Source organism: Alkalibacterium psychrotolerans, assembly GCF_054784355.1.
In genome coordinates this window covers 1-26643 of the sequence record NZ_BAAGPH010000009.1, presented here as the reverse complement: position 1 = coordinate 26643, position 26643 = coordinate 1, and the positions used below count along the sequence as shown (strand labels likewise).

Here is a 26643-nt window from a genome sequence, read left to right as displayed (position 1 = left end):
ATGCAAACCAACGGTTAGCTGAGAGAAAGAACAGAAAAGAAATAGCCGTGTAATTTTTAAAAAATAGTCATTTTGAAATTAGACGAGTGTTTCCTTTTTTAAAAAGTTAGTTATGAAATTGGTTCACCTATCAAAAATATTTTTTACATGTTGACTTACTACTTTGACGGTCTGAATTCAAAAGCCTATGAGAAGGTTACCGGGGAATCATTTGATACAGCGTTTGAATTATTGGCAGAATTACTCATTATTGGTACAAAGCAGCAAGTTAAAAGAGGGTTACACAAAGGCTACAAAGAAGAAGAGGACATCACTTCAACTGTCAGAGGAAGTATTCAAATAGTCAGAAGTATCAGAGAAAGAACTCTTATTCATAAAAAAGTGGCTATTCAATATGATGAGTATTCAGCAGATATAATCTATAATCAAATATTAAAAACAACATTGTATCAATTACTCAGAAACAAAAAAGAAGTCACTAAAGAACAACAGCAAAGCATAAGGTCGCTGCTACCGTTCTTTTCAGATTCTTCTTTAATACCTTTGAGAGATATAGATTGGCAGGAAATGATATTTCATAGGAATAATAAACGATATGAACTGCTCATGAATATTTGCTACTTTGTTATTGAAGAATTATTGATGAGTGAGGAATCAGGGAACTCTCTACAGGAAATTTTTGAAAGAGAGCGACTAAGCACACTTTATGAAAAGTTTCTCCTGAACTTTTATAAGAAACACCACAGCGATTGTTACAAAGTCCATAGTCCTCATATTAATTGGGCGATTGCTGATTCTTCTCAGGAGAATAGGTTACCTAGAATGGAAACCGATGTTGTACTTGAAAATAAGAATGAAGTCATTATAATTGACGCCAAATTTTATAAGGATGGCGCTTTTTCAAACAAAATTGGGAATTCTTATACGCATAGAAGTAACAACCTGTATCAGATGTATGCCTATATGAATAATTGGGAGCAAACAAAACCCTTTAAAAAGATTAGAGGGATATTGGTCTATGCTCAACCTGATGAATCAACAATTGTGAGTGATTCTCACGTAATTAGTGGAAAGAAGTTAGACATAATAACACTGAACTTAAATCAAGAGTGGCGCTATATAGAGGAAAAATTACATTCTATAGTATCAATTTAAATATTAAAAGTAGCAGATCTTTCAAATCGACGACTGGCTTCAGGAGTATACGCAAATACCACTGGACGAGCGTGAAAATTAGTATCATAGGAATTCATTGAAGCAAGTTTATTCATAGATACTGAACTGAAGTGGTCTCTAAAACGATATAGTGACCAGTTCCTGTGGGAAGTTTCTGAGAACGTGCCACTAAAACGGTTTTGAGAACAGTTCATCTTCAAAATTTTTATGAAGTAGTTTCAAAGAGCCTATTGAGACCAGTTAATTATGAATTAGCTCTGGAACTGACCTCAAAAATCATTTGGAGACCATTTCCTCGGGAGTTTTTATCTAGAAGTTGTCACTAAGCGTGTTTAGTGACAACTTCTTCTACTTTTTTATTTTGAACTCGTCTTTACAATAATATAAGGGAAGGCTCGGTCAGCCGAGCCTTTTCATCTGTAGATTAAGAAAACACTCTCAGAAAATTGAGAGTGTTTCTTTATTGTACCTATAAACTTTCCTCTGCCTAAATCCCATCAGAATGCAGCAGAAAGCTTTTTTCGGTTGCTTCACCTTGTTTATTCTGGTCGTAGCGCTGTTCTTTCACTTTAACTTCGCCGGACTGCTTGACGAGGAGTGCGGTCGTATTGACTGTGCCGAAATCCTGTCCTTCAATGAAAATGGCTGAATGTGTGCGTGCCGTTTCCTGTGAAAGTTCAGACGGTAGATTTCCAAAATATTCAGCTTTTTCCGTATCACTGAATAATGCGACCAGCTCATCCAGTACAGGTTCCGAGTGACTGTTTAAGTAGTCTTCTACTAAATCACACGAACGGTCCAGTTTATACTGACTTAGCTCGTCATCCGTATTGCTGAAAGAGTGGAGGCCTGGCTTTAAAGAACAGATTCTATCCATTGAATTAGAGTACACATATAAGTTTTCCAGTGTGCCAAAGACCATTTGATAGCTGTCATAATCTCTTCGCTGATCCAGCATTTTCTGAAGCCAGGCCTCAGGGGAGTCCTCACTAGCTAAATAATTTTTAACTAAGTCGCCGCGTGAACGTGTTTCTTTTTTAGGTTCAAAATCGGTAAAGGGCCGGTTATTCAAGGACGCGAAACGACCGGTTCGAGTTATGCCAGACCAGGTTCCACCGTGGCGGGTATCGCGTCCGGCCAAAACATTTGGTTCATCTTCCCAGAAATGAAGAGATTCTGATGGCCGATTGTAAAACTCATCGCGGTTCTGGACAACAATCAGCGGGTAGTCGGAGTGCTGATTAAGGCTTAAGGTTATTAAACACATAGCATTCACATCCTGTTTTACTGTTTTAATGACACAATTTAAAATGCCATCGTCTTTTTGATTTTCGACTCCAAAGCTGTATAGGTCTTTAGTCTAACCTTTGACGCAGCTTCCAGCTCTTTGTAAAAAGAGGAGGTGACCAGATCAGGATTTTTCCCAATGGTCTCCATCACCATCAGCATCGTGCAATTTGCAATCACTTTTTTCATTTTGATTTGGACAGGGGTATCATTTTCTTCCGGACTGTTGATGACAGTAATTAACGAAATAAGCTGCCTGATCAATTCAACCCTGTCTTCCTTAGACTGTTTTACACTGAACAGTGTCTGATTGCCTTCTTCCTGATCACTCTTCACATCCTGCAGGTCATCCAGCAGCTGCAGAAACGCACCGTAATTATAGGCAAAGACCATTTCCTTTTCGGTCAGCGACCCTTTTACAAGATAGGCATCTGCTAAAACTGACGTTCCACCTTTAAATAAACTGATGGCCAGCACGTCTTCACGAGCCAAGTCAGCTGGAAGACACTGACGCATACTGTCAATCTGAGCCTGATGAATAAGCTGAATACTTTCCGTTACTTCCGGATGGGTCTGAATTGGATAAATATCTAAAATACTTTCTACTAACGAAAAGATTCGCCTTTCTGAAGGAGATTCTGAAGAAACGTGCTCACCAGCCAGCGACCGGCTTAAGCGTTCATTGAATGCTCTTTTGGCATCAGAATCAATGGCTGCATCGTCCAGGAAGTTATCTGTGTAAGGGTAGAGCAGACTGTAAGCCGTCATGGGGGTGTTTAGTTTTAAAGGAAGCTCCCAGAAAATCTGCAGGCTGTTCATTATCCAGACGTTGCGAAGGGCCTGAAAAATCTCTTCGTTACTTAATTGGCCATCTTCTTTTCTAACCCGCTGCACAAATTCTTCGGCCACCGTCATGTACCCCTTTTCTATGAAAAAGGTTAAAAAGGGCTCATCAAATAAGAGCTTCTGCTTATCCAGCTTATGCAGCAACCTGACCATCAACACTTTGACCTCTTCCAGTTCAGGAGAAAGCGTCTCTGTGCCCGATTCAATATGCTCTTCGATAATAGGGAGGAGCGGGTCCAGTTCGTCTAAAGCCTTGTTCACAAGTCTTTTGAGCCGGTGTTCATTCCATAGTTTCTTTACCAAAGACACTTTCTTCATTTTGTCAGAAGGGAAGGGGCTGGCAGAATGAAATGCATGACTGATTCTATTCTGCAGCGTGTCAATAGGTATCGTTTTGGCTTGCGTGTGTTCTGGCATACTATCACCCTGCTTTTTCACTTATTTAATCAAATTTGTTCAGCAGTCTCAGATAATACTGGAGAAGAAACAAGTCATCCGCATTAGTCAAAGACAACTGCGTGAGCTCTTCGAATTTTTCCAGACGATAGAGAAGAGACTGGCGGTGAAGCATCAGTTCGCGCGAGGTTTTACTCGTATTGAAGTTGCTTTTGATATAGACAACAATGGTCTCAATTAAATCCATCCCGTTTTCATTCAATCGATTATTGGTCAGAATGGGATTCAACAATTCAATGGCCTGTTCTCTGGCTTTTTTATGAGGTGTCATCTGATTCACAAGACTGGTTATGCGGCTCTGTTTAAAGTTCAGGCGGGAGATATTTAAATCAATGGCCTGTTCCAAAGCAACCTTGGCTTTCCTGTATTGTTCGGGGAAATTTGTTGTCTCAATGGGCTTTTCGGCTATACCCCAGTGGAAATCTTTAACTGTGATACTCTCAAGTATGCTTTTTTCCAAATCATCAAGCAACTCTGACACATTACTATCCGGTTTATTTTCCAAAAAAAGGATAAAGCGTTCATTTTTATAGCTCAAGAGCGATCTGATATCTTTTTCTTTCAATAAAGCAAGCATATTTTTTTCAGTTTTCGTAATCATCTCCGGGTCATAGGAATGAAGCTCTGTATCTTTAGGATCCAGCTTGAGCAGGGCACAGAAGTACAAGGTGTTCATATCAAATCCCAGTTGCACGCCCTGATTAATAATCTCCTGTGTATTGTTTTTTTCAATAGCCAGTTTCCATACATAGTCATTCCGAATCTTTAAGCCAGTAATATTAATAACTTCCTCTTTTTCAAACCAGAGAGAAAGTGGAACATTAATGTAATGGTTGAGCAGCTCAACGTTAACTGGTTCAGTCTCCATAGCCGGCTCAACGGATAGATACAGATAGCCATACACATTGTCATTTACTTCAATGTCCATCTCGTGAAAATAATCCGTACGCTGCAGAAGACAGGCGCCTTTTTCATTTCTATTTCGGTCCATTATTTTGACCGAATGCCGGGTTTTTTCAGCTATAAGTCTAGCCACATCATCCAGACTCTTTTTGACAAAATAAAGCTGCAGTATTTCTTTCTGCAGTTCTGCGCAGCTGGATTCGTCCTTGGATTCTATCCGTTTCAGTTCAGTAATGACAGCTTCGGTGACATCCGAAAAACGCAGATCCCAAGGTATCTCAATAATCGGAAACTGATGTTCGTAAGCAAAGTCAATAATAGCCTGATTGATGGTCAAATTTGAGTCCGGAACAAAAGAAAAGATTAAAGCCGCAGCATTAAAGTGACAGACATTCTGTACGAACTTAAAGAGTGCCTCCTGATTATCCAAAGCGATAGCAGTCGATAGGATAATCTCGTTTTCCCTGATAAAGCCCTCAACGGGGGGTTCCTGGACAGAGATATACTGAACTGGTTTTTGTGAAACATCTAGCTTACTAGTCAATAAGTCAGCTTCTTCCATCAAGGGAAGGTTTAAGAAATCATTTAAGGTAAACATACTTTCCTCCTACAAAGTGTAGTACAAAGTGTTTAGTTAATACTATACTATTGTACGTTGCTGAAGCGTTACCAATATTATAACATAAGCCTTGTAAGAAACATAAATCAACTTACGGGATTTGTTAGATAATATAAGAAGGCGATAGGCATTTATTTTTTCTAAAATAATGTAAGCGCACTCATTTTGTGCTTATTGCACTCTTGTAATTGTTTAACTTTTCACAAAATATACAGATGGAGGAATTAATAATGGGAATGAATACAGATTTACTACACGCAGCACAAAAACATGCAGAGGTGGAAGGCAGCTATAAGCCAAACGCCATGACTCACGTCAGTCCAATCTATCAGACATCCACATATATCTTGAAAGATTTTGACACAGCGGTTCACTTGAACCAGAACGTTGAAGAAGGCTTTGTCTACACTCGCTTTGGCGGACCGAATGCGGATGAACTGGAAAAGAGAATGGCAATCCTTGAAGAAGGCGACGCAGGACTGGCAGTGGCATCAGGCATGGGTGCTATCTCAATCGCAGTCATGAGTTCACTGAAAGCTGGCGATCACGCGGTTATCGGAGATGTTATCTACGGCTGCAGCTACACACTCTTCGCACAGGTTCTGAACAACTACGGCATTGAGATTACTCGAGTCGATACGACAGACCCTCAAAATATTAAAGAAGCGATTCGTGAAAACACCAAAGTCGTCTACGTTGAAACACCAGCGAATCCGACATTGAAGATTTCAGATATCAAAGCGATTGCTGATATCAAAAATGAATACGACGACATCACACTCATTGTGGACTCCACATTCGCATCGCCTTATCTTCAGAAACCTTTGACATTGGGCGCAGACTTAGTGGTACACTCCGCAACTAAATTCCTGGCTGGTCATGGTTCAGTCACAGCTGGGGTGATTGTAGGAGACGAAGCGCGCATTCATAGATGTCGCATGCCTTACCTGCAGACACTTGGACAAGTTATTGACCCATTCGGCGCATGGCAAGTAACTCAAGGGATGAAGACACTTGGTGTTCGCATGGAGAAGACATGTACTAACGCTATGCAGGTTGCCGAGTACCTTGAACAGCACCCAATGGTAACAAATGTTTACTACCCAGGTCTGGAAAGCCATCCGACACACCACATTGCGAAAAAACAAATGAACGGCGGTTTTGGCGGCCTGATGAGTTTCGACTTAGACGGTGGAATGGATTCAGTTAGAACCGTTATGAACAACATGAAAGTGTTCAGCCTGGCTACCAGCTTAGGAAACGTGGATTCACTTATTCAGCACTCTCCATCAATGAGTCACTTTGACATGAGTCCTGAAGAAAGAGAAGCATCCAGCATCTACGACGGACAAATTAGAATCTCAGTCGGTATCGAAGACGTTGAAGACTTAATTAACGACCTTGAGCAGTCACTGGCACTGTTAACAAAAGAAGATAGCACTGTAAAATCTTAAGCTAGTCAATTCAATCACTAATGAGTTCAGAGGAGGAAATCGTAAATGGAATCAACACTGCTGGATCTGGAACGTTTGAAAAAAGAAATTGCATCGTATAAAGATGAGGTCATTGCCCTGCGCCGTGACTTTCACCGTAACCCCGAGTTAGGAACGCAGGAATTCCGCACATCTGAAATAGTGGAAAACTATTTGAATGATTTAGGCATACCGACACAACGCATGTATACCACAGGTGTTGTGGGCTTAATCAAAGGGAGAAAAGAAGGCAAGACTGTTTTACTCAGAGCGGATATGGACGCACTGCCCGTCACTGAAGAAACAGGCCTTGAATTCGCTTCAGAAAACCCTGGCGTCATGCATGCCTGCGGTCACGATGGTCATACAGCTATGCTGATGGTGGCTGCCAAGATTCTCAAGAAATACGAAGATGAACTGGTCGGCAACATCAAGCTGGTTTTCCAGCCGAATGAAGAGGAAGAAGGCGCCAAGTTCATGATAGAAGAAGGCGTCCTGGAAAATCCGAAAGTGGATGCTTCCTTTGGGGTTCACCTCTGGTCTCAGATTGAAAGTGGCAAAGTCGGCTTGCAAGCCGGTCCAATTATGGGCGAAATGTTCATTTTCAGACTGACTGTCAAAGGGAAGGGCGGACACTCTTCTGCTCCACACGAAGCAAAAGATCCAGTGCCATGTGCGGCAAACATCGTCATGTCTGCACAGACTCTGCAGACCCGTGAAATTTCAGTATTAGACCCGACAGTCATTGCATTTGGAAAAATAATTTCTGATGGTTCCTACAATGCTCTTGCAAGCACGGTCAATATGGAAGGTACCTTACGCTACGTTTATGACGGATCTGATGATACACCTCAGCACCCGAGAAAACGATTCAGACGTCTAGTGGACGGCATCTGTGCTGCTCATGATATGGAATATGAACTGGAGATTGTTCCTAGCAGCTACTCCGTCATCAATGACGAAGACAGTGTTGATTTCATGAAAGAAAATGTCTTGCCTCACTTTGTAGACGCCAGTCAAGTGCAGCCATACTCTTGTCTAGCTGGAGAGGATTTCTCAGAATTTATAAACCGAGCAGGCATACCCGGCGCATTTGTTTTCATTGGTACAGGCGACAAAGAAAAAGGCACACACTATCCTCATCATGCATCTAACTTTGACATTGATGAAGACACGCTTTTAAATGGAGTCAGCCTGCACGTCTTTACAGCTTTGGAATTTCTAAAATAGGTCATAAACTTTAAAAAATAAAACAGATAAAAGGAGTTGCTAACATGATTGATATCAAAAAAGAAGAGTACTTACAGCGTCTGGATAAAGTGAAGAAGAGTATGCAGGAGAAGGGAATTGATGCTTTACTGATTACGGATCCTGCCAACATGTGCTACTTGACTGGTCATAATGCCTGGTCATTTTATGTCCATCAAATGGTCCTTGTTGACATAAATGAAGAAATGCCTTACTTTATCGGCCGCTACATGGATGCTTTCTCAGGTGTCGTCAAGACTACCTGGCTGGACAAAGAACACGTTCGTGCTTACAGTGACGACCACGTTCAAAGTCTGACTAAGCACCCAATGGACTATGTTTGCAAAGTCATGGCAGAGCTGGGACTGGATAAGAAAAACATCGGTCTTGAAATGGACAACTATTACTTTACTGCCAAAGCCTTTGCTCAGCTTCAAAAAGGTATGCCGAATGCAACCTTCAAAAATGCGGACCTTCTGGTGAACTGGGTCAGAATCGTCAAGTCTCCAACTGAAATCATGCTGATGAAACGTGCGGGTGTGATTGTTGAAAAAGCTATGCAGGCGACACTTGATACTATCGGAGCTGGTGTACGTGAGAACGACGTGGTTGCTGCGATCTATGCGGCACAAATTAAAGGAACCGATGAATTCGGCGGGGACTATACGTCTATCGTGCCAATGCTTCCGGAAGGCGAAACAGCAGGCGCTCCTCACTTGACCTGGTCCGACAAGCGCTACCCTGAAAACACAGTGGTATCCGTTGAGATTGCCGGCTGTCACCAGAGATATCATTCACCACTTGCCAGAACGATTGCTATCGGTGAACCGTCTAAAGAAGTTATAGAAACAGCTGAGATCACGGTTGAAGGTCTGAATGCAGCTCTTGAGCAGTTCAAGCCAGGAAATACAGCAGAAGACGTTGAAGCAGCCTGGAGCAAAGTCTTGAAAAAATATGGTCACCACAAGGAGTCTCGTATTGGCTATTCAATGGGACTTAACTATCCACCTGATTGGGGCGAGCATACAGCAAGTCTACGTCCAGGAGACAAAACAGTCTTTGAACCTGGCATGACTTTCCACTGTATCCCAGGTATGTATTTAGACAACTTCGGCGTATCCATTAGTGAATCTGTCGTTGTTACAGAAACTGGCTTTGAAACCTTAGCCAACTTCCCAAGAAAGCTTTTAACTGCAAAATCTCTTGTGACTAGCTAAAGAAACTCACGTCAGTCACTAATCGTTATCTCTCATTAAAAGCACTCAGCGCCCATTACAGTGTCCGTCATCCTGTACTGGGCGAGCTTTTAATACAGCGTGCTTGTATAGCACTCAAGAGACCGTCGATGACCGTTTATACACTAAACTTACGGTTAAAGGAGAGAAATAATTATGGTAGAAAAAAATAAGGGTATCCGCCCATCGTTCGTCTTCGGCATGACCGGTGCGATGATTGCTTACTATATTGGCGCATCAACTGGAACAGGGCAGGAGTTTTTCCAGTCTTACGGTACACACGGTGTTATGGGAATCTTCGGCGTCATCATTCAGCAGGTTATGATCGCAGCACTGGCATTCGCAATTATATTTGTCTGTAAGAAATATGACTTGTCTGATCCGAAAGAAGTATTCACTTGGTTCTTAGGAAAATATGTCGGGACAGCCGTTTACTACTATACCGCAGCCTTCGTATTCTTCACCTTGCTCCAGCTGATTTCAGGAACAGGCTCCATCGTTAACCAATTTTACGGCTTACCATATGTTGTCGGTTCAACAGGCCTGGTTTTACTTTTGATTATGTCCGTACTCATGGGCTTCAATAAGATGATTGCGGTTATCAGTAAAATAGCGCCATTCATTTTAATCGTCATGGTACTGGTTTTCGTTATTAGCTTAATCAACCCTTCTGACGGCATTGTTGGTGGATCTGAATACATTTTAGCTAACCAGGACGTTTACAGAACAAGTGATAATTGGTTTGTATCCACTGTACTGCACCACTCCTATCTCATTTTATTCCTTGTTCCTTACTTTGTAAGCACTTACAGCGTAGATAAAAAGTCATCAAATAAAGAGACTGCCTTATGGCTCATTGTGGCTTTCAGCATTCTTGCTTTATTGACAGGTTTGATGATTACGTCTCAAGTTGCAAATATCAGTCTAGTTATTGGCGCAGCAGCACCAAACGTGAGTGTCGCAATGGCACATACACCGCTTTTGGCTACTGGTTTAGTTGCCATGATTGTGGCTGCTTCTTATACTACCACAGCACCAATTGCTCTGATTGCAGCAGACTATTTCTCAGAGCGCGGCACAACCCGTTATAAACTGACTGGTATTGGTATCATTTTACTGGCCTTTGCCATCAGCTTTGTCGGATCATACGCGCAAATCATTAATGTTCTCATGTCAGTATCCGGACGTATCGGACTAGGCGTTTACATCTTCGCTATCATCTACCGTTCATATGTTGCTGTAACAGCAGGGAAACGAGTACCTGTGGCAAAAAAGGAGACTGAAGTCATCAGCAGTATCGATTAAGATCAGGCTGTTAGACTTGCTGCCATCGGTAAAAGGGGAGAAGAGGGGGAGGAAACTCCTGTTTCTTAAATAAACATATAAAAGGAGGCTTCACATGAAGCGACTATCCAGCGAAAACGGGCCGAAAGCGATTGGTGCTTACTCCATTGCGACAAAGGTCGGTAACATCGTCTATACTTCTGGACAGTTGGGAATGAACCCATCAACTGGGGAACTGATTAGCGACAGTATCGAAGATCAGACTCAACAGGCTTTGAAAAACATCAAAACCATTCTGGAAGAAAATAGCAGTGTGATGAAAAATATCATTAAGTCGACAGTCTATCTGAACGACATAAATGATTTCAAAGCATTCAATCAGGTGTATGCTAAATTCTTCGACAAGGAAGATTTTCCTTCACGAACAGCAATAGAAGTGGCTGCACTGCCACTGAGTGCGAAAATTGAAATTGAAGTCATCGCGCTCGTCAACGAATGACATGTTCTTTAAATAAGGTCTGGAAGCTGATAAAAAAGCTTTCAGGCTTTTTTCCTTATATTAGAGTGCTTTTGGTGGTGGATTAGGTAGACTAGTGCCAGACTACTGACCGAGCTTGCCGAATGTGCTGGTGCTTCGGTTAACTGATTGCTTGTAGTTGTGGGAGTTTACCATAGTAGGCGGTGGTTAGGTAAACTGGATCATCCAGCGACTGTGAGATTGCCTAAGTTTAGAAAACTTCAGCAAACTGAGATTTTTTCTGAAGCGAATTAACCGAACATCTTCAATGTATGGCAGACTCGAGACTTAGAGATCAGCGGGTATGCCGAACGGGGGCTCTCTTTGGTAAAGTGAAGGTGTGAGAGCTCGCGAGTCTGCTGAACATTGGCTCGCTTAGGTAAAGTGAACGTAATAGAAGCTTTGAGTCTGCTTAAGATTGCTTTTTTTAATACATTTGCACTCTGTACCACGGCTACCTTTTAGAAATTCTTAGTTTCACCCTCTTCTTTGGAGAAAAGTGGAGGAGGGAGGTGGGAGTAGAGGGGGTATACAAAAAAGCAGTTATCTGGTGACGTTTCTGGGACTGTTTAGCGGACAACTATACGTACCGTATGCTGAAATGGCGCTTAAAACGCTACTATAAGCACCAAACAAGTTTGAATCTTTAGCAATGAGCTTTTAATGCAGCAGTCTAAAGAATTACCAGCATAACTCTGAATTGCTAATGGCAGAAATTTATTGCTAGAATAATTTGCAGCTTGATTAGCTATGGTAAAAATCAACACACTTGAAGATTAAATAGTTAAATTATAAAATTCCAGTCAATGAATTACTTCATTGATCAAAATCTTAAAAATACCCAATATTAATCCATTAGCTAAGTATTTCTGATTGCTATCTAAATTTAAGCTAAAACACTCAATTGTCAGCAAATCATCAGGTATTCGGCAAAAATCAACTAATCAGCATTAAATCAGTTAAATCCTGGAAACTATTCAAAAATCCATTAATCACAGAGACATTTTTAAATGAGCAGCGAAATTTACTGAAAAATCAGATTGAGGACAATTTGAGGCACTTTAAAATTTATTTGAGCGTGCAGTAGCTCGAAGAATGATTTAAACACATCACAGGGATTCTTATAAGGAAGAGTTCAGGAACTGAACTCAACCAAATAGATTCTAAAATTATTAGGTAATTCAACAATAATTCAGAACCGCCAAAAATCAATGCAAAAATAAGGAAAAAAGAGGGGATTTTCTCAATAATTTACAGTATCTTGTCAGACAGTATTTTCATTTTATTTTAGTTTACATAATATATATTATACCAAGTAGATTATATAAGTTTCAGGCAATTATCTCTCAAATCCAGTTGAAATGCAATTACTCTAATTATCTATCTGAATTGCTATTCAATTTAACTATTAATTAGGCTTTTAATGTGTCACTTTCTTTTAGACTAAAAAAGTTCTGCCATACTTCAGCAGAACTTTTCTCTCATTAACTTATTGGACATCTAATGGAACGCGTCTATCTGGTACAGGAAATTCTTCATTAAGAAGCAACATTTCCTGATCAGTTAATACGACATCTAATACTTGAGAATTTTGAATGACATGCTCTTTTGAGCCAGCTTTAGGAATCGCGATCATATTGTCCTGCTGAATCACAAATGCCAGCATCAACTGTATTGTCGTGATTCCATGTGTATCTGCAATTTTCTTGACCACGTTATGTTCAGATACATTTTTTCTAACCCCTGGTTCCTGGCCAATTATAGGACAATACGCCATGACTGGTATGTTATGTTTTTTCAGATAAGCAGTCAACTCCACTTCAATACCTCGTGAAGCAATATGATACAAAACTTGATTAACCTGACAATGCCTGCCATTTTTTAAAGCCAGCAATTCTTTCATGTCTTCTACATCAAAATTCGACACGCCCCAGTCTTTGATTTTGCCTTGACTCTTCAATTCTTCAAAGCAATCAACAGTTTCTTGCAATGGCACATCTCCGCGCCAGTGAAGCAAATATAAATCTAGATAATCGACACCCAATCTTTTAAGTGACTGTTCACAGGATTCGAACATGCGTTCTTTGTTTGCGTTATGGGGATAAACTTTAGAAACTAAAAAAAGATCGTCACGATCATATGGCGCTATTGCTTCGCCGACTATCAACTCAGCCTTACCGTCAGCATACATTTCTGCAGTGTCAATCAGAGTAATCCCTTGGTCAATGCCGGTTCTGAGGGCTTTAATTTCAGCTTCCCTTTTACTGCTGTCTTCCCCCATCCCCCATGTTCCCTGACCTAAATTCAAGACTTGTCTAGTATTCGGAAATACGACGCTATTTTCCATTTGATAATCTCCTTTCAGTACTTCAATTTTATCATAATCATAAAAACGCATTAGATAAGCTCTAATCTAGTAGCTTCAATCACCATGATACACTAAAACGCCCTGCGTGTAGAAACGCAAGACGTCAGGTGGACTTCTAAAATCAGTCGAGTAATTTTATAACAGAGACTGTCTGAAGGACTTGCTCGATGTCTTCACGACTAGCCAAGTCTTCTTTAAAGGCAGTAGCCGTTCCGCAAGCCAAGCTGTACTCAAAGGCTTTAATCGAATCATTGGTCTCCTTATATTTTCCGACAAAGCCAGCGACCATCGCATCTCCAGCCCCAACTGAATTGACAAGAATTCCCAGAGCAGCCTGACCATGAAAAGCGCCTTGTTTAGTTACTAGCTCAAGTTTCGCACCCCTAAGAACGACGTTCTATCCTTTTACCGTAAAGATCAGTTAGAATATTGAACTTAAAAGTACAGAAAAAGACACCTCTCTTTGGTAAAATGTAGTTACCAACAAACATTCCAAAGGAGAGATGTCTTATGGCTAATATTTTACCAAAAAAATCAGAAAAAAACGAGTTCTATTCGAGCATTGATCGATTTCTTAAAGAATTTAAAATAGGCACCTTATTACACCAATCAAATATAAAAAAAGAAGATGGTATCAGTACGAATGCTATCGTTACTTTTTTATTCACAGTCGCTTTCCATGGCGGAAAAAGTGTGAATCAGTTGTTAGAGGATGCTGAAAGACAACCAGGATTTGGAAAAGATACAGTCAACCGTTTTTTGAGAAATGAACGGTTTAATTGGCGTAAATTCTTACTTTTGTTCACTTCAAAAATCATTGCCACCTTGATACCTTATGTCCAAGAGGACAAGGAACGTGTGCTTATTCTGGACGATTCCGTGTTTAGTCGTAATCGGAGTAAAAAAGTAGAGTTGTTAGCCAATAATTTCGATCATGCCAGTGGTAAGTATATCAAAGGATTCCGTATGCTTACTTTAGGATGGAGTGATGGCCATACCTTTATTCCGCTGGCTAAATCTTTCCTGAGTTCCAAGAAAAAAGCTAATCGATTAAATGAAGCCGATGATTGCATAGATAAACGAACCACTGGATATAAGCGTCGTCAAGAAGCTCAAAAGAAAGCGACAGAAACCATGTTTACTTTACTTCACTCTCTACCCTTGCAAAAATTAAAAGCACAAACGCTCCTTTTTGACAGCTGGTTCGGTCACGCTTCTGTGATCAAGCAAGTGGTAACGGATTATCCATTACACGTTATTTGTATGATAAAGCCCATGCGAGCGACCTATGGCTATCAAGGCGAACGCTACACGCTTAAGGAACTCTATGCCCACTTAAAGAAAAAGCGCGGGCGTGCCATCGTTAAAGCAGAAGCTGTTGTGAGCCTAGGGCTCAATGATCAAGGGAAAGAGATTAAAGCAAAAATCATTTTTGTTAAAAATCGCAACAGTAAGGGCAAGCGTAATTGGCTAGCGTTATTATCCACAGATATCGAGATGGAAAATGAAGAAATCATTCGTCTATACGGAAAACGGTGGGACATTGAGACGTTCTTCAAGTACTGTAAATCTTATTTACAGCTCGGGAAAGAAGTCTACGGACGAAAATATGACATCATGATTGCCCACACAACGATTGTCTTTATGCGGTATATATTTTTTGCACTTGTTTCACGAAATGAAAAGGATCCACGAACGATTGGAGAACTCTTTTATTTAGAATGCGACGAACTAGAAAACATTCGCTTCACAAAATCTTTATCTCTTCTTTTGCATGCTTTAAAAGCACTGCTTGAAGACCAATTTGTATTATCCGAACAACAAGTAACGGCGTTGCTCGATCAATTAATCGACACATTACCGGCGGCATTCAAAGAAATTTTGATTGGAAATCAGTCAAACCAAGAACAAATTGCTGCGTAATTTCTTTGGTGAGGGTTAATCCGATAGGATTGTGAAGCATTTATTAGGGTGCGAAACTTGAGACTATTATTATAAACGGTATTCATCTATAGTTCTGGAAGAATTCACCTTTTATAATCACAAACTTTCCTAAATCTCCCTCTTAATATATCTTTTATCAGTCCTATACATCTATATAAATCAGTTTAAATAGCAAATCCTTGGATTAGACAGAATTGATATGGTAGATTATAAGTGAAATGGAGGGTGAGATGGATGACCGCACACAATGCACAGGACCTATTGGAAAAGTTGAGAGACGATTATATCCAGTCAGTTAGAGAAAATGACAGCGATGATGTGGCTACATTTATTGAAAGATTTCTCTTAAGTTCCTGGCATTATAACGAACAGCATATGAATGATATAAAAGCTGTTTTTTCCAGTTATGAACAAGGTCAACTCTCGAAACAAACTTTCAGTCATCTTTTCAACGAGATGGTGAAGCATTTGCATAGTAAACTAGAAAAGCTGGATACCAAACACGACTATCCTCTGCTTCATACGCAGGACAGAGCGGCTATCATCGTTTCTTTAGTCGACGGGCTAGTTGTTCAGTACTATATAAGTGCCTACGATGTCAACGACCTCAAAGAAGTGACGCCTCACCTGACCCCTGTCATTCTTCAGGCTTTAAAAACTGAATCACATACGTAAAAACGGAGCTCCTGAGAGTCTCCGTTTTTATCTGCATGTCCCATTCTGGTCAGAGTCTAGACTTTCTCTCGCATGATAGTAGGCACCCAGCAGACCCGAATCGTTATGGTATCGGCAGGTTTCAATTGGTACTCTAAATTCACTCCAGTTAGGTATGCATTCCATTTGAGATTTTACTAACGGAAGAAAATCGGGATGAGCACTAATGCCACCCCCGATAATAATTTTTTCTGGATTAATCACTGTCGCTACATTATACAAAGCCACACAAATATCTCTGACCCATACGTTGACTAACTGTTCAACTTCCCGTTCATGTATTTCGTTCAAGACGTCCTCCGCTGTTACACTGTCTGCTTCCGACAATCCTTTACATTTTTTGTACTCAAGAATTAATGTCTTAATCGATCCTCTACGGTCCACATCAAAATGCTTGCATGCATCGGCCGACAAAAGCATTTGCCCGAACTCTCCACCTTTATATTGAAACCCACGGACAAGTTCATTGTTTATGAAAATTCCGCCACCGAAGCCTGACCCAACAGTTGCCAGGACAAATGACCGGTTATCTATAGCTGCCCCACTCTTCTTCTCTGCTATTGCTGCACAATTTGCATCATTTTCAACATGTATGGAATAGTCACGCCCAACGATTTCAGATAATTCACTAAAAATATTGCTCCCATAAAAATATGTCAGCGCACCCGACCTTTCCGCGTAACCCGTATAGGGATTAATGTAACCTGGAAAGCTGAACGAGAGGCTCTCAAATGTATAATCTTTTTGGAAATCATCAATAATTTGTTTGATTGCAGTCAAAAAGTCTGTTTTATTTTCCGGTGTCGACGTATATCCTTTGGAAAGAATCTTTTCCTCATTTATCATGGCGTATTTAATGCGTATGCCACCAATATCGAAACACAGTATGCACATGAGACCCCTCCTGTCTTTAGGAATAGTAATAGTGATATTAACAGTAATTTTATCCTATTGTCTGAAAAATGAAAAGACATACTAACTCTAAAGGGTTAAACATTTCTGAGTAATCTCTATCAAAAAGTTCGTATATTATATGACAGACCTTCTAAACTCTACTATGCCTCACGTTCATTCCTACCTTGTGGACTTTTTCCTGTTGAAAACAACGAACTGAACATGAGTTACACTTTAGAATGATTTCGTGAGCAGAACTACACAGAATGGGGAAAAACGTTGAGTTCAAAAAACTGAACTGCACTCCAAGAGTCATTTTTGGGCTCACAAAGTAGTTTGGCTATTTGAAAGTTGTCTGAACTACACGCCCGGTGTAGTTCATTCCTAATAAACCTTCTGAACTCTACTCGGTGTCGAGTTCAAGACAGAGCCTTTGAACATTCTTTCTTAAACCCACAAAAAAAGAAGGCGCTAGGCCTTCTTTCCTCATGATTATTCAGTTTTGAAAGAGTTTAGACTTCTTCTGCGAAATACTGTGATAAAATGTGCGCGAGATACATATGAACGTCTTCTACGATGCCGTAATTTTTGGATGGGACGATGAGGGTGTCATCACAGACCTCTTGTAATCGTCCGTTGTGATCACCAATGACTGAAAACGTGTAGGCTCCGTTTGACCGTGCATAATTGACGGCTTCAACTAAATTAGCCGAGTTGCCTGATACAGACAAGGCTATGACCAAATCACCTTCAGAAAGGTAATTTTTCAACTGAGCTGAAAAGATACTGTCATAAGAAACATCATTGCCTAACGCTGTCACAATAGGTGTATTATCACTCAAGCAACTCACCCGAAATGGCGGCTTGCCGTCATTTTGAGCACCTTTATTGAAATCACAGACCCAGTGGCTCGCACTGGCCGCACTGCCTCCGTTACCAAGCATAAAGATTGACTGGCCTTTATCTCTCGCCTGCCTCAAATGAGACAATAAGGCAGCTATCTTTTCTTCATCTAAATTTTCCAGTGTATTCACGTAGGAGGTTTTATAGTTTTCTAAAAATTCGTTGAATTTCATCTTTTTCCTCCTCACTCTTATAAAGCTTTGAATCTTTTTACAACATTTTCTTCTGTGAAACCAAATGCTTTCATCACATCTTCTGGATCACCCGAATAGCCAAAGGCGTCGACACTCAAACTGTCACCTTCATCACCGACATAGGTCTTCCAGCCGTAGGAAGCTCCCATTTCAAGACTTAAACGTTTTTTCACTGCTTTTGGCAGAACATTTTCTTTGTAGTCGGCTGATTGCTTTTCAAACAAGTCAAAGCTAGGCATGCTAATGACGTTAACGTAAATATCGTCTTCTTTCAGTGCAGCCTGAGCTTTTACAGCCAACTCAACTTCTGATCCAGTGGCTAGCAGCAGTCCGTCTGGTTCTGCAACTTCACTGACAACATAAGCGCCTTTCTTAGCTCCTTCTCTAGCTTTGCCCGGAGAGATTGGCAACGTCATGGTATCCTGTCGACCTAACACCAGAGTCGTTGGTGTTGATGGCGAGTTCAATGCCACTTCCCAGGCACCGGCTGTTTCGTTTCCATCAGCTGGTCTAATAACCTGCATATTTGGCATCGCCCTTAGCGCAGCAAGCTGTTCCACGGGCTGATGAGTTGGTCCATCTTTCCCGACGGCTATACTGTCATGTGTGAAAATATAAATCACAGGCAGGTGCATCAAAGCAGACAGACGCATGGCCGGTTTCATATAATCTGAAAATGTGAAATACGTGCTGACGAATGGGATAAAGTGACTGGCTGCCAATCCATTAGCTATGGCTGCCATACCAAATTCGCGTACACCAAAGTAAATATTTCGGCCTGAATAATCATCTCCTGTAACTGCTTGAGATGATTTGATGGTTGTTTTGGTTGACCCGCTTAAATCGGCGGCTCCTCCAATCAATTCAGGAACAGCGTCACTAATGGCGTTCATAATCTCACTGGATGCTACCCGTGTCGATAGCTTCTTCTCTGTATCAGTAAATTCAGGGAGCAAATAGCTAATGTCATAATTTTGAGGTTTGGAAACAAAGCGTTTTAATAGTTCGTACAGCTCACTGTCTTCATTTTCCAGCTGTTCCACTGCTGTTTCCCATTCATCTATGCGTTCTGCCGTTCTGTGATTCATTTCAGAAAACGTGTAATATACCTCTTCTGGTACATAAAAGGCTTCAGAAGCTGTCCAGCCCAGTGACTGCTTTGCTTTTTTTATATGATCCGGTCCGACCGGATCACTGTGGGCATTATGAGTTCCGGCAATATCCGGCAGACTGTACCCAATAACAGTGTTTACTTCAATTAGTGACGGTTTATCAGACTGTTTAGCCTGTTCTATTGCTCTATCGATGGCTTCCAAATCATTACCATCTTCAACCTTAGTGTACTCCCAGTGCACGGCTTCGAATTTCTTCTGAATATCGTCACTGAAAGACGCCTCCAGCTGCTCATCAAGAGAGGAATGGTTGGAGTCATAGAGTACTATTAATTTGTTCAGCTTTAAGTGTCCCGCAAAAGAAATGGCTTCGTGACTGACCCCTTCCATCAGATCACCGTCTCCGCATAGGACATAAGTGTAGTGATCGGCTAACTTTCTCTCTGCAGTATTAAATAATGCAGCAAGCTTTCGTTCACCCAGTGCCATGCCGACCGCCATGGATAGTCCTTGACCCAGTGGGCCCGTGGTGATTTCTACCCCTTCAGTATGCCCATACTCGGGGTGTCCGGGTGTTTTGCTTTCCAGTTCTCTGAACTTTTTCAAGTCATCCACTGAGACATCAAACCCACTCAAGTGAAGCAGGCCGTATAACAACATTGAGCCGTGCCCGGCAGACAAAACAAATCGGTCGCGATTAAACCAGTTTGGCTTACTTGATGTCAGGTTCAAATGATTTTTCCATAAAACATAAGCCATAGGAGCTGCCCCTAAAGGCAACCCCATATGACCACTTTGTGCTTCTTCCACTGCATCCATCGCTAGTGTTCTAAGTGTGTTAATAGCCAGTTTATCTTTTTCAGTAGTCAATCTAACTCCTCCTGTTCAACTTACTTCTTGGCAATGACAATTTCTTTCGGTTCTTTAATAATGGAAATTGTAAAGTAGACAGCTAAGGCAGCTACAATGGAGTAGATACCAATTTTGCCGAACCAGTTAAAGAAGTAGCCTATGACAATTCCCACAAATGCGAAATCTGCGTCACCAAAGGTTGAGTTGGCAAAACCGAGTTCTCCCAAAAGTGGCAACAGAATTGCGGGTAGTAAAATCAGCAGTACACCGTTCAGCATCCCCCCAATAACTACGCCCCGACGGCCTCCGGTTGCGTTAGCCAGAACCCCAGCACCGGCACCAACGAAGAATAGGGGAATCAGACCGGGAATAATAACCGGCAAGTTAAGCAGTGGTAGAATCAGGAACATAATGAATCCACCGACAACAGATGTCACAAAACCAAGCAGCACTGCGTTTGGTGCATAAGGGAAGATAACCGGTACATCCAGTGCGGGTTTTGAATCAGGCACTAGTTTTTCAGAAATCCCTTTGAAAGCTGGTACAATTTCTGCGAGCATCATACGCACACCCTGCAGAACAATAACAAAACCGGCTGTAAAGGTTAAGGCTTGAACGATGGCAAACATGACGACATTATCGCCACCAGACATTTCAGCCATAACAGCTTGATCAGCAAATAGGAAAGTCAAAAGATAAATGATAGTCATAACTAAAGCAGTTGAAATAGTGTTGTCTCTGAAGAATCCAAGACCTTCCGGAATTTTGATATCTTCTGTAGATTTTTCTTTATTTCCGAACCACTTACCGACGAGTCCAGCTAGTGCATACGTCAAAGCGTTAAAGTGACCCATGGCAATCTGATCATGCCCCGTTACTTCTCGGTAAAACGGCTGCACAATCGCAGGTGAAATGGACATGAATGAGCCGAGCAGGAATGCGCCGACTGCGATCAGTTCAACACCTACAAACCCAGCTGTTCCCAGTACTGCAGCGAGTAACGCAGCCATAAAGAGAACGTGGTGTCCGGATAGGAAAATATACTTGATATTAGTAAAGCGAGCAATAAGAATGTTAACGATAAAACCGAACGCCATAATCAAGCTCATCTCGGTTCCAAGAAGGCTTTCGGCAATCCCGATAACAGCTTCGTTGGCCGGGATAACCCCTTGCACATTAAAGGCATTTTCAAAGGCTGGACCGAGTGTATCGAGTGCTCCAGCAATAATGCCCCCGCCGGCTGATAAAATCAGAAAGCCGATAACGGTTTTCAGCGTTCCTGTGACAATTTTACCTCTAGGCTTTTTCAGAGCGACCAGTCCGATAAAGGCTATCAGACCAATAATAATCGCTGGCTGGTTAAAAAAACTGTATATAAAGTTCATCAATAATACCCTCCTTTAATCTTTACTTGTCTAGTGCATCCATCAGTTTCGCTTTGATGGCTTCTTTGTCTACCACGTTATTAACGAAAATCTTTTTAGTATCATAGTCTTCCAGTTTGCTTTCCAGTTCCTGTGTTGAAATAATCAGATCGGCTGCGCTTCCTCCAACAGACCCTAAATCACAGGCTTCCACGTCTGCCTGAATACCTTCTTCTTCTAAAATAGTATCGACATTCATTTTTAGAATTAAACTTGATCCTGAACCCATACCGCATACTGTTAAAATTTTCATTTTTATTCCTCCTATTTTGTAAGTTGTTTTTCCAAATCCATCAACACAATGTGAAATAGTGCCATCGCTGTTTCTTCTACTAAATCTGAATCCTTAAAGGCAAACGTTAGTGAATAATCCAGTTGTTCGCCTATCTCTCCACCATTATTGCCCAAAACTCCAATCGTTTTAATGCCTTTCTTTTTCGCAGCTTGAACAGCTTTCAGTATATTGGCTGAATGCGCACTGCTGGATAATACAATGAGTGTATCGCCGGTTTGACCTAGTCCTTCAACCTGACGTGCGAATACTTCGTCGTAACCGTAGTCGTTTCCGGTCGCGGTCATTACACTCGGATCAACGGTTAAACTGAGTCCGGCAAATGCTTCTCTTTCAATTTTGTAGCGGCCGACAATGTCCCCGGTAATATGCTGGGCATTTGCTGCACTGCCCCCGTTTCCACACGTCATGACTTTGCCGCCATTTTGAATAGTTTCCAGCATCACGGACGTAAATTCTTTCATCTGATTAAAGTCCGACTCGGTCAGCTTATTGAGTACTTCAGTCCGCTTGTTTATTTCATCTGCGTAATTCATGCGCTCTCCTCTCCGTTTATTTTATTTAAGATTTGTTCCTTTGTGCCATTTTTCAGCAAATCGATAAAGGACGGGTCATTCAGAAATGCCATCAAGTCTTTTAAGGCATTTAAGTGTGACGTGTGGTCCGTAGCTGCCAGACATAACACAATGTCTACCGGATCGTTTTCCGGGTGTCCGAAATTAACCGGTTCAGTCAGCGTCATCAAACTAAGCCCCACTTCATGCACACCATCTTTGGAGCTGGCATGGGGCATCGCTATTCCCGGTGCAATGACGATATACGGTCCCAGCTCTTCTACTGAAGCAATCATCGCCTTCGTATAGGTCTCTTCAATTTTTCCAGCCTCTTCGAGCAGCTTCCCTCCTTTGTTCACACTGTCCTGCCAATTTTCTGCCTCAACATTTAACTCAATCGTTTTTTCCACTAATAAATCTTTTAACATGATCGGGGTCACTCTCCTTTCTCTACTATACTGTTTGAACTGCGGACCATTATTGGATGCTTCAATCGCCTGCAAATTTTTCCTGTCTGTTTCAGATAACAATGGGGATACAACGAGATGCGGAACAGACAAGTCCTGTTTAATTGGTAAGGTAGACACGATATAGTCCACACCTTCCTCGTCAATCCGCTGCTGATTCAGCTCCCTCATGGATAAGGTCCCTTTGATCGTGAAATTAAAATGTTTCAACAACATGGTTTCAAGCAGTTTGGCCGTCCCCACACCATAGTTGCAAACGAGCAATATTGTTTTCTCCTTATTGACAAGTGCTGCCTTTTCGATATAAGAGGCGATATGAATCGTGACAAAACCAATCTCATCCGGCGTAAAGAGAAGGTTCTGACTTTCACCTAAACGGTCCAGCACGGCTTTCACAGTAAGGAAAATCTCTTCGTACTCTGCCTGAATATAATCGATGATTTCATTTTTCAAAGGACTCTCATTTTTTACTCGATTAATGGCCGGTCCTAAATGAAGAATCAGTGCTTCGTAGAGCTCGTTTGACTGATTTAACGGTAAGGACATCACTTCACTCAACTCTTCCAGAAACTCAATAATAAAGAGGTTGAGATTAATCCAGTTGTCATCAATCACGGAATCCGCTTTCAAAAGAGAACTTTCAAGAAACAGCTGTTCAATCGCTCTCAACTCTGAGTGGTTCAGCTCTATACCGCATTCTTCTTCAAGAAGACCTGCATGATTTTGAATGCTGTAGTATTCGGGTGACAGAGAGGAATCGATTATTTCCTCATTTAACAAGCAGCCACTTTTCAACCGGTTTACTGCAATAATAAGCCCAACGACCATATGATTAAAGGATACATCTGTGTAGGATTTGGTCACGTCTGTTTCAACGAGAGATATAAACTGCTCAAACAAACTTAAAATCGTGTCATGATGATCCGGTAGATAGGAGTCAATTAGTGACTGATGAGTCAGGTAGAGGTTTTCCGAATGTGTGCTGATCAGCTTCAAACCGAACTTGCGAATCCGTTTCTCACTCCCTTCAAATAAGTAGCCAGAGGATGAATTGTAAGCAATTGAGATTTCCTCATTCTGCAGATTCTTCCTCAGTGTCAGAATGTCTCCAACGATGGTACTGCGACTGACTTCACATTTATCCATTAAGCCATTGATATCCACTTTGTCTAATGATAATAGTATGTCTAACAAAATTATGGGATGGCGTTTTTCCGGAAGAAAGTAATCCAGAGAGACATCGATTGTGCTGGTCAGTTCTTTCAGTTTATCCATCCGCGTGTGTTGTGAATCAAGCGTCACTTCCACTCTCTTCTGACGTTTCAGCGGAGGCAGTTTGCTATGCAGAAGGAACGAGTCTATTTCATCAAGATCATAGCGGATGGCCCGTTCACTCACTTGAAACTCATTAGCGAGCTCATCATAGCTCAATCGCTTGTCATCAGTAAGCAGTCGCTTCAAAATGTTCCTCGCCCTTTCAGATATATTCATGGGCATCAACTCCTTGTATCTATAGTATAGATTGGATAATTAAGCAAAAGAAGAGTAAACCGCTTCCATAGTTTTGAAAGGGTTTACCTTGAGATGTAAGAAATCGTGAAAAAGTTCACATCTATAACTTTATTATACTTTATTTCTGATAAAATGTGTTATTTAACCGCTTGATTAGTTAGATGATTGAAATAGTTGGTAGCGCAGGAGGGGTTCGGTGGTGTGAACTACACGCTGCGTGTAGTTCATTCCTAATTGACAAATTTAACTATATTGAGCAATAAGTTCATGTTGACTTTGTTGATTATTTGTTGTCGAGAACGCCTAACTGAACAGCAGTTATACTTTAAGATGGATTCTTTAGGGTAAACTACACAGAATGGGCCGAAACGTTGAGTTCAGAAAATTGAACTGCACTCATACATGAATTTTTGCGCTCCGGATGCAGTTTGCTTGTTTTAAAGTAGGGTGAACTACACTCGCGGTGTAGTTCATGCCTTATAAATCTTCTAAACTATACTCGCTGTTCAGTTCAAGACATCACTGTTGACTACTCGCTCTTAAAAACATGAAAAAAGAAGGCGCAATGGCCTTCTTTCCTTTTAATATTTTACTTGTTTAAGGTAACCGATCAATATTGCGTTCATAAAAATCTAAAACTGGCCCGCACATGTCTCTAACTTCACCTTTCCAAGGAAACATGCTGACCGGGCCAGGGCTGAACTCGACTTCAGTTACCACATGATTATTTTCATTCGGTTTGCCTGTAATATCTTCCACAATCATGTCTACTCCTGCATAATGTAGTCCCGGAATGGACTGAACTGCTTTTATAGCCAGCTCCTTGAAGTGAGGATGGACGGTGTCGGTAAAGTCAATTCCTTCTCCTCCACTTGAAATGTTGGATTCATTTCGCAAAATTACCTTTTCTCCTTCTGCCGGGATGGACTGAAGCGTATGCCCCTTACTGCTTAACCGGTTCAATTTATCTGTATCGGTTGGAATGAGGAAATTCATCAAATCACGGTCCTGCTTCCGCAATTCATTCTTCTGCTCAATCAGCTCGAGAATCGTTGATTCCCCGTCACCTACCACATTTGCGCGGGCACGCTGGCTGACCGCTATGACTTCTCCATCAACGACGACAAAGCGGAAGTCTTCCCCGTTAAACTGCTTTTCAATAAGTATCAGCTGATTATCATCACCAACTATGTTACTGATTTTAATCAGATGCTTCTTCAATGACTCGTCACTGTCGACATTCATGAACACACCTTCACCGCGGGCTAAATTATTCGGTTTCAGTACAACCGGGTAGCCAACTTCATTTGCAAACTCTCTAATCTGCTGCTTTTGAAAAATACGTAAAAACTTTGTCGCAGGTGCAGTGATGCCTGTATTCCTAACAAACTGTCGGGTCATATTCTTGTCATCCACGACTATATTCAAAGCCGCTGATGAAAAAGGTCCATTCATGTCTTTGAATAAGACGGTTTTTCCTTTGATGGTGGTCACAAGTGTATCAAAAGATAGACGATCCACTGGATACCCTCTGTTTACTAATTCCTCTTCAAATAAACTGGATTTCAAACCTTCTCTTTTTTCAAAAGCATCCAATTCTTCTTCCAATTTCTTTTCAACTGATTCTTCAATTTTATATTTCTCCATCAAGCTAACCCCTCCACCCACACGTTTAATTTTATCAAAAACAGAACGTTACAATTAGTAGTGTAGCATATTCTGTATAAAAAGTCGGTTGAAAAGGCTTTATCTATGGCCTGCATCTCAAAAAAACTTAGGGCAATATAAAGGCAGAGAGGATTTCTGTCGAAAGATTAATGATGCTCATTGCACCTGAATAATTCATAGCTCTATAATTTAAGCTGGTTTCTTGATTAAATTAATCGTTCTTGGAAAAATTGGGAATTTTTCTACAAAATAGTGCGTTCTCGAAGTAGATTTTAACTAAATGAACCTTCTTACGATTCTCTTGTTTGTTTGAAGGCATACTTCTCCCTTGTAGACGATTGATTCAAAAAATTAACGTGATGACTGATTTAAATCCATTGACTGGATCGCCGTAGGCGCTCGAAGACCCTATAGAATTCAGTTTGATACACATGATAACTCGACAATTTTAGATAGGCTCGCCTGCCTGTTTGCACAAGTTTGCCAGCGACTTTAAGGAATGTTGGTCGGATGGAATGAATAGTCATCCCTTGGTTCTTTTTATCAAAGCCGATAGTCTTTAGACAGTTGATGAAGTTGTATGCAAGCAGACTAATCATCATTCTGACATGATTTTCTAAGAAGCGTGGACTATCTGTTTTATCGAAATAAAAGCCACCTTTCGCTTCTTTGATGAAATTCTCCATTGTCCCTCGCTTGCCG

At 41.1% G+C, this 26643-nt stretch carries 22 protein-coding genes; 8 read left to right on the top strand and 14 right to left on the bottom strand.

Translation table 11 applies throughout. From position 1 onward, the window contains the following. The first annotated feature begins 147 nt into the window (after positions 1–147). Positions 148–1155, top strand: a complete 1008-nt coding sequence (locus tag ACYVLS_RS01795; protein WP_460320560.1) for a 5-methylcytosine restriction system specificity protein McrC — start codon at positions 148–150, stop codon at positions 1153–1155. 508 nt (positions 1156–1663) lie between these two features. Here ACYVLS_RS01795 and ACYVLS_RS01790 read toward each other — a convergent pair. The 3 genes from ACYVLS_RS01790 to ACYVLS_RS01780 are packed head-to-tail and all read right to left on the bottom strand — an operon-like array spanning position 1664 to position 5266. Then, positions 1664–2443, bottom strand: coding sequence for an NRDE family protein (locus tag ACYVLS_RS01790; RefSeq protein WP_460320558.1), 780 nt, complete (start codon positions 2441–2443; stop codon positions 1664–1666). A 38-nt stretch (positions 2444–2481) separates the two neighbouring features. After that, positions 2482–3726: a hypothetical protein gene (locus ACYVLS_RS01785; RefSeq protein WP_460320555.1), complete on the bottom strand. Its 1245-nt coding sequence runs from the start codon at positions 3724–3726 to the stop codon at positions 2482–2484. Positions 3727–3751: 25 nt separating this feature from the next. Further along, positions 3752–5266, bottom strand: a complete 1515-nt coding sequence (locus ACYVLS_RS01780) for a PucR family transcriptional regulator (RefSeq protein WP_460320553.1) — start codon at positions 5264–5266, stop codon at positions 3752–3754. 251 nt (positions 5267–5517) lie between these two features. On the opposite strand from ACYVLS_RS01780, the gene ACYVLS_RS01775 reads away from it, so the two are divergent. From ACYVLS_RS01775 to ACYVLS_RS01755, 5 genes are all read left to right on the top strand, one after another. After that, positions 5518–6741 (top strand): trans-sulfuration enzyme family protein, encoded by a 1224-nt coding sequence (locus ACYVLS_RS01775; protein WP_460320550.1) that lies wholly within the window; start codon positions 5518–5520, stop codon positions 6739–6741. A 45-nt stretch (positions 6742–6786) separates the two neighbouring features. After that, complete coding sequence (locus ACYVLS_RS01770; RefSeq protein ID WP_460320547.1) at positions 6787–7989, top strand: M20 metallopeptidase family protein; 1203 nt, start codon at positions 6787–6789, stop codon at positions 7987–7989. 44 nt (positions 7990–8033) lie between these two features. Further along, complete coding sequence (locus tag ACYVLS_RS01765) at positions 8034–9224, top strand: M24 family metallopeptidase (RefSeq protein ID WP_460320545.1); 1191 nt, start codon at positions 8034–8036, stop codon at positions 9222–9224. A gap of 174 nt (positions 9225–9398) precedes the next feature. Next, complete coding sequence (locus ACYVLS_RS01760; RefSeq protein WP_460320543.1) at positions 9399–10547, top strand: hypothetical protein; 1149 nt, start codon at positions 9399–9401, stop codon at positions 10545–10547. Between the two features lie 94 nt (positions 10548–10641). After that, the gene (locus tag ACYVLS_RS01755; protein ID WP_460320541.1) at positions 10642–11025 is read left to right on the top strand and encodes a Rid family detoxifying hydrolase; all 384 of its coding nucleotides are present in this window, start codon (positions 10642–10644) and stop codon (positions 11023–11025) included. Positions 11026–12532: 1507 nt separating this feature from the next. Here the strand turns inward: ACYVLS_RS01755 and ACYVLS_RS01750 are convergent. Both ACYVLS_RS01750 and ACYVLS_RS01745 read right to left on the bottom strand, forming a co-directional pair. Beyond that, on the bottom strand, positions 12533–13390 hold the full coding sequence (locus ACYVLS_RS01750; RefSeq protein ID WP_460320538.1) for an aldo/keto reductase: 858 nt from the start codon (positions 13388–13390) through the stop codon (positions 12533–12535). Between the two features lie 142 nt (positions 13391–13532). Then, positions 13533–13733: a PfkB family carbohydrate kinase gene (locus tag ACYVLS_RS01745; protein ID WP_460320564.1), complete on the bottom strand. Its 201-nt coding sequence runs from the start codon at positions 13731–13733 to the stop codon at positions 13533–13535. Between the two features lie 188 nt (positions 13734–13921). Between ACYVLS_RS01745 and ACYVLS_RS01740 the strand changes: the two genes are divergently transcribed. Both ACYVLS_RS01740 and ACYVLS_RS01735 read left to right on the top strand, forming a co-directional pair. Beyond that, the gene (locus ACYVLS_RS01740; protein WP_460320536.1) at positions 13922–15334 is read left to right on the top strand and encodes an IS4 family transposase; all 1413 of its coding nucleotides are present in this window, start codon (positions 13922–13924) and stop codon (positions 15332–15334) included. 255 nt (positions 15335–15589) lie between these two features. Further along, on the top strand, positions 15590–16030 hold the full coding sequence (locus ACYVLS_RS01735) for a hypothetical protein (RefSeq protein ID WP_460320534.1): 441 nt from the start codon (positions 15590–15592) through the stop codon (positions 16028–16030). Positions 16031–16057: 27 nt separating this feature from the next. Here ACYVLS_RS01735 and ACYVLS_RS01730 read toward each other — a convergent pair whose 3' ends face one another. The 9 genes from ACYVLS_RS01730 to ACYVLS_RS01690 form a co-directional block, all read right to left on the bottom strand. Beyond that, the gene (locus ACYVLS_RS01730) at positions 16058–16963 is read right to left on the bottom strand and encodes an ROK family protein (RefSeq protein ID WP_460320532.1); all 906 of its coding nucleotides are present in this window, start codon (positions 16961–16963) and stop codon (positions 16058–16060) included. Positions 16964–17475: 512 nt separating this feature from the next. After that, entirely contained in the window at positions 17476–18039 is a 564-nt protein-coding gene (locus ACYVLS_RS01725) for an SIS domain-containing protein (RefSeq protein ID WP_460320530.1), read from the bottom strand. Between the two features lie 17 nt (positions 18040–18056). After that, positions 18057–20042 (bottom strand): transketolase, encoded by a 1986-nt coding sequence (gene tkt, locus ACYVLS_RS01720; protein WP_460320527.1) that lies wholly within the window; start codon positions 20040–20042, stop codon positions 18057–18059. A 20-nt stretch (positions 20043–20062) separates the two neighbouring features. Then, positions 20063–21409: a PTS ascorbate transporter subunit IIC gene (locus ACYVLS_RS01715; RefSeq protein ID WP_460320562.1), complete on the bottom strand. Its 1347-nt coding sequence runs from the start codon at positions 21407–21409 to the stop codon at positions 20063–20065. Positions 21410–21431: 22 nt separating this feature from the next. Beyond that, positions 21432–21701 carry a PTS sugar transporter subunit IIB gene (locus tag ACYVLS_RS01710; protein ID WP_460320524.1) on the bottom strand — a complete coding sequence of 90 codons (270 nt, stop codon included), beginning with the start codon at positions 21699–21701 and terminating at the stop codon, positions 21432–21434. An 11-nt stretch (positions 21702–21712) separates the two neighbouring features. Next, positions 21713–22276, bottom strand: coding sequence for a D-sedoheptulose-7-phosphate isomerase (locus ACYVLS_RS01705; protein WP_460320522.1), 564 nt, complete (start codon positions 22274–22276; stop codon positions 21713–21715). Then, complete coding sequence (locus tag ACYVLS_RS01700) at positions 22273–24252, bottom strand: BglG family transcription antiterminator (protein WP_460320519.1); 1980 nt, start codon at positions 24250–24252, stop codon at positions 22273–22275. The genes ACYVLS_RS01705 and ACYVLS_RS01700 overlap by 4 nt, the downstream gene beginning before the upstream one ends. A 618-nt stretch (positions 24253–24870) precedes the next feature. Then, positions 24871–25920 (bottom strand): ATP-grasp domain-containing protein, encoded by a 1050-nt coding sequence (locus ACYVLS_RS01695; protein WP_460320516.1) that lies wholly within the window; start codon positions 25918–25920, stop codon positions 24871–24873. Between the two features lie 389 nt (positions 25921–26309). Continuing rightward, a partial coding sequence (locus tag ACYVLS_RS01690; protein WP_460320513.1) for a transposase occupies positions 26310–26643 on the bottom strand: 334 nt, incomplete at its 5' end.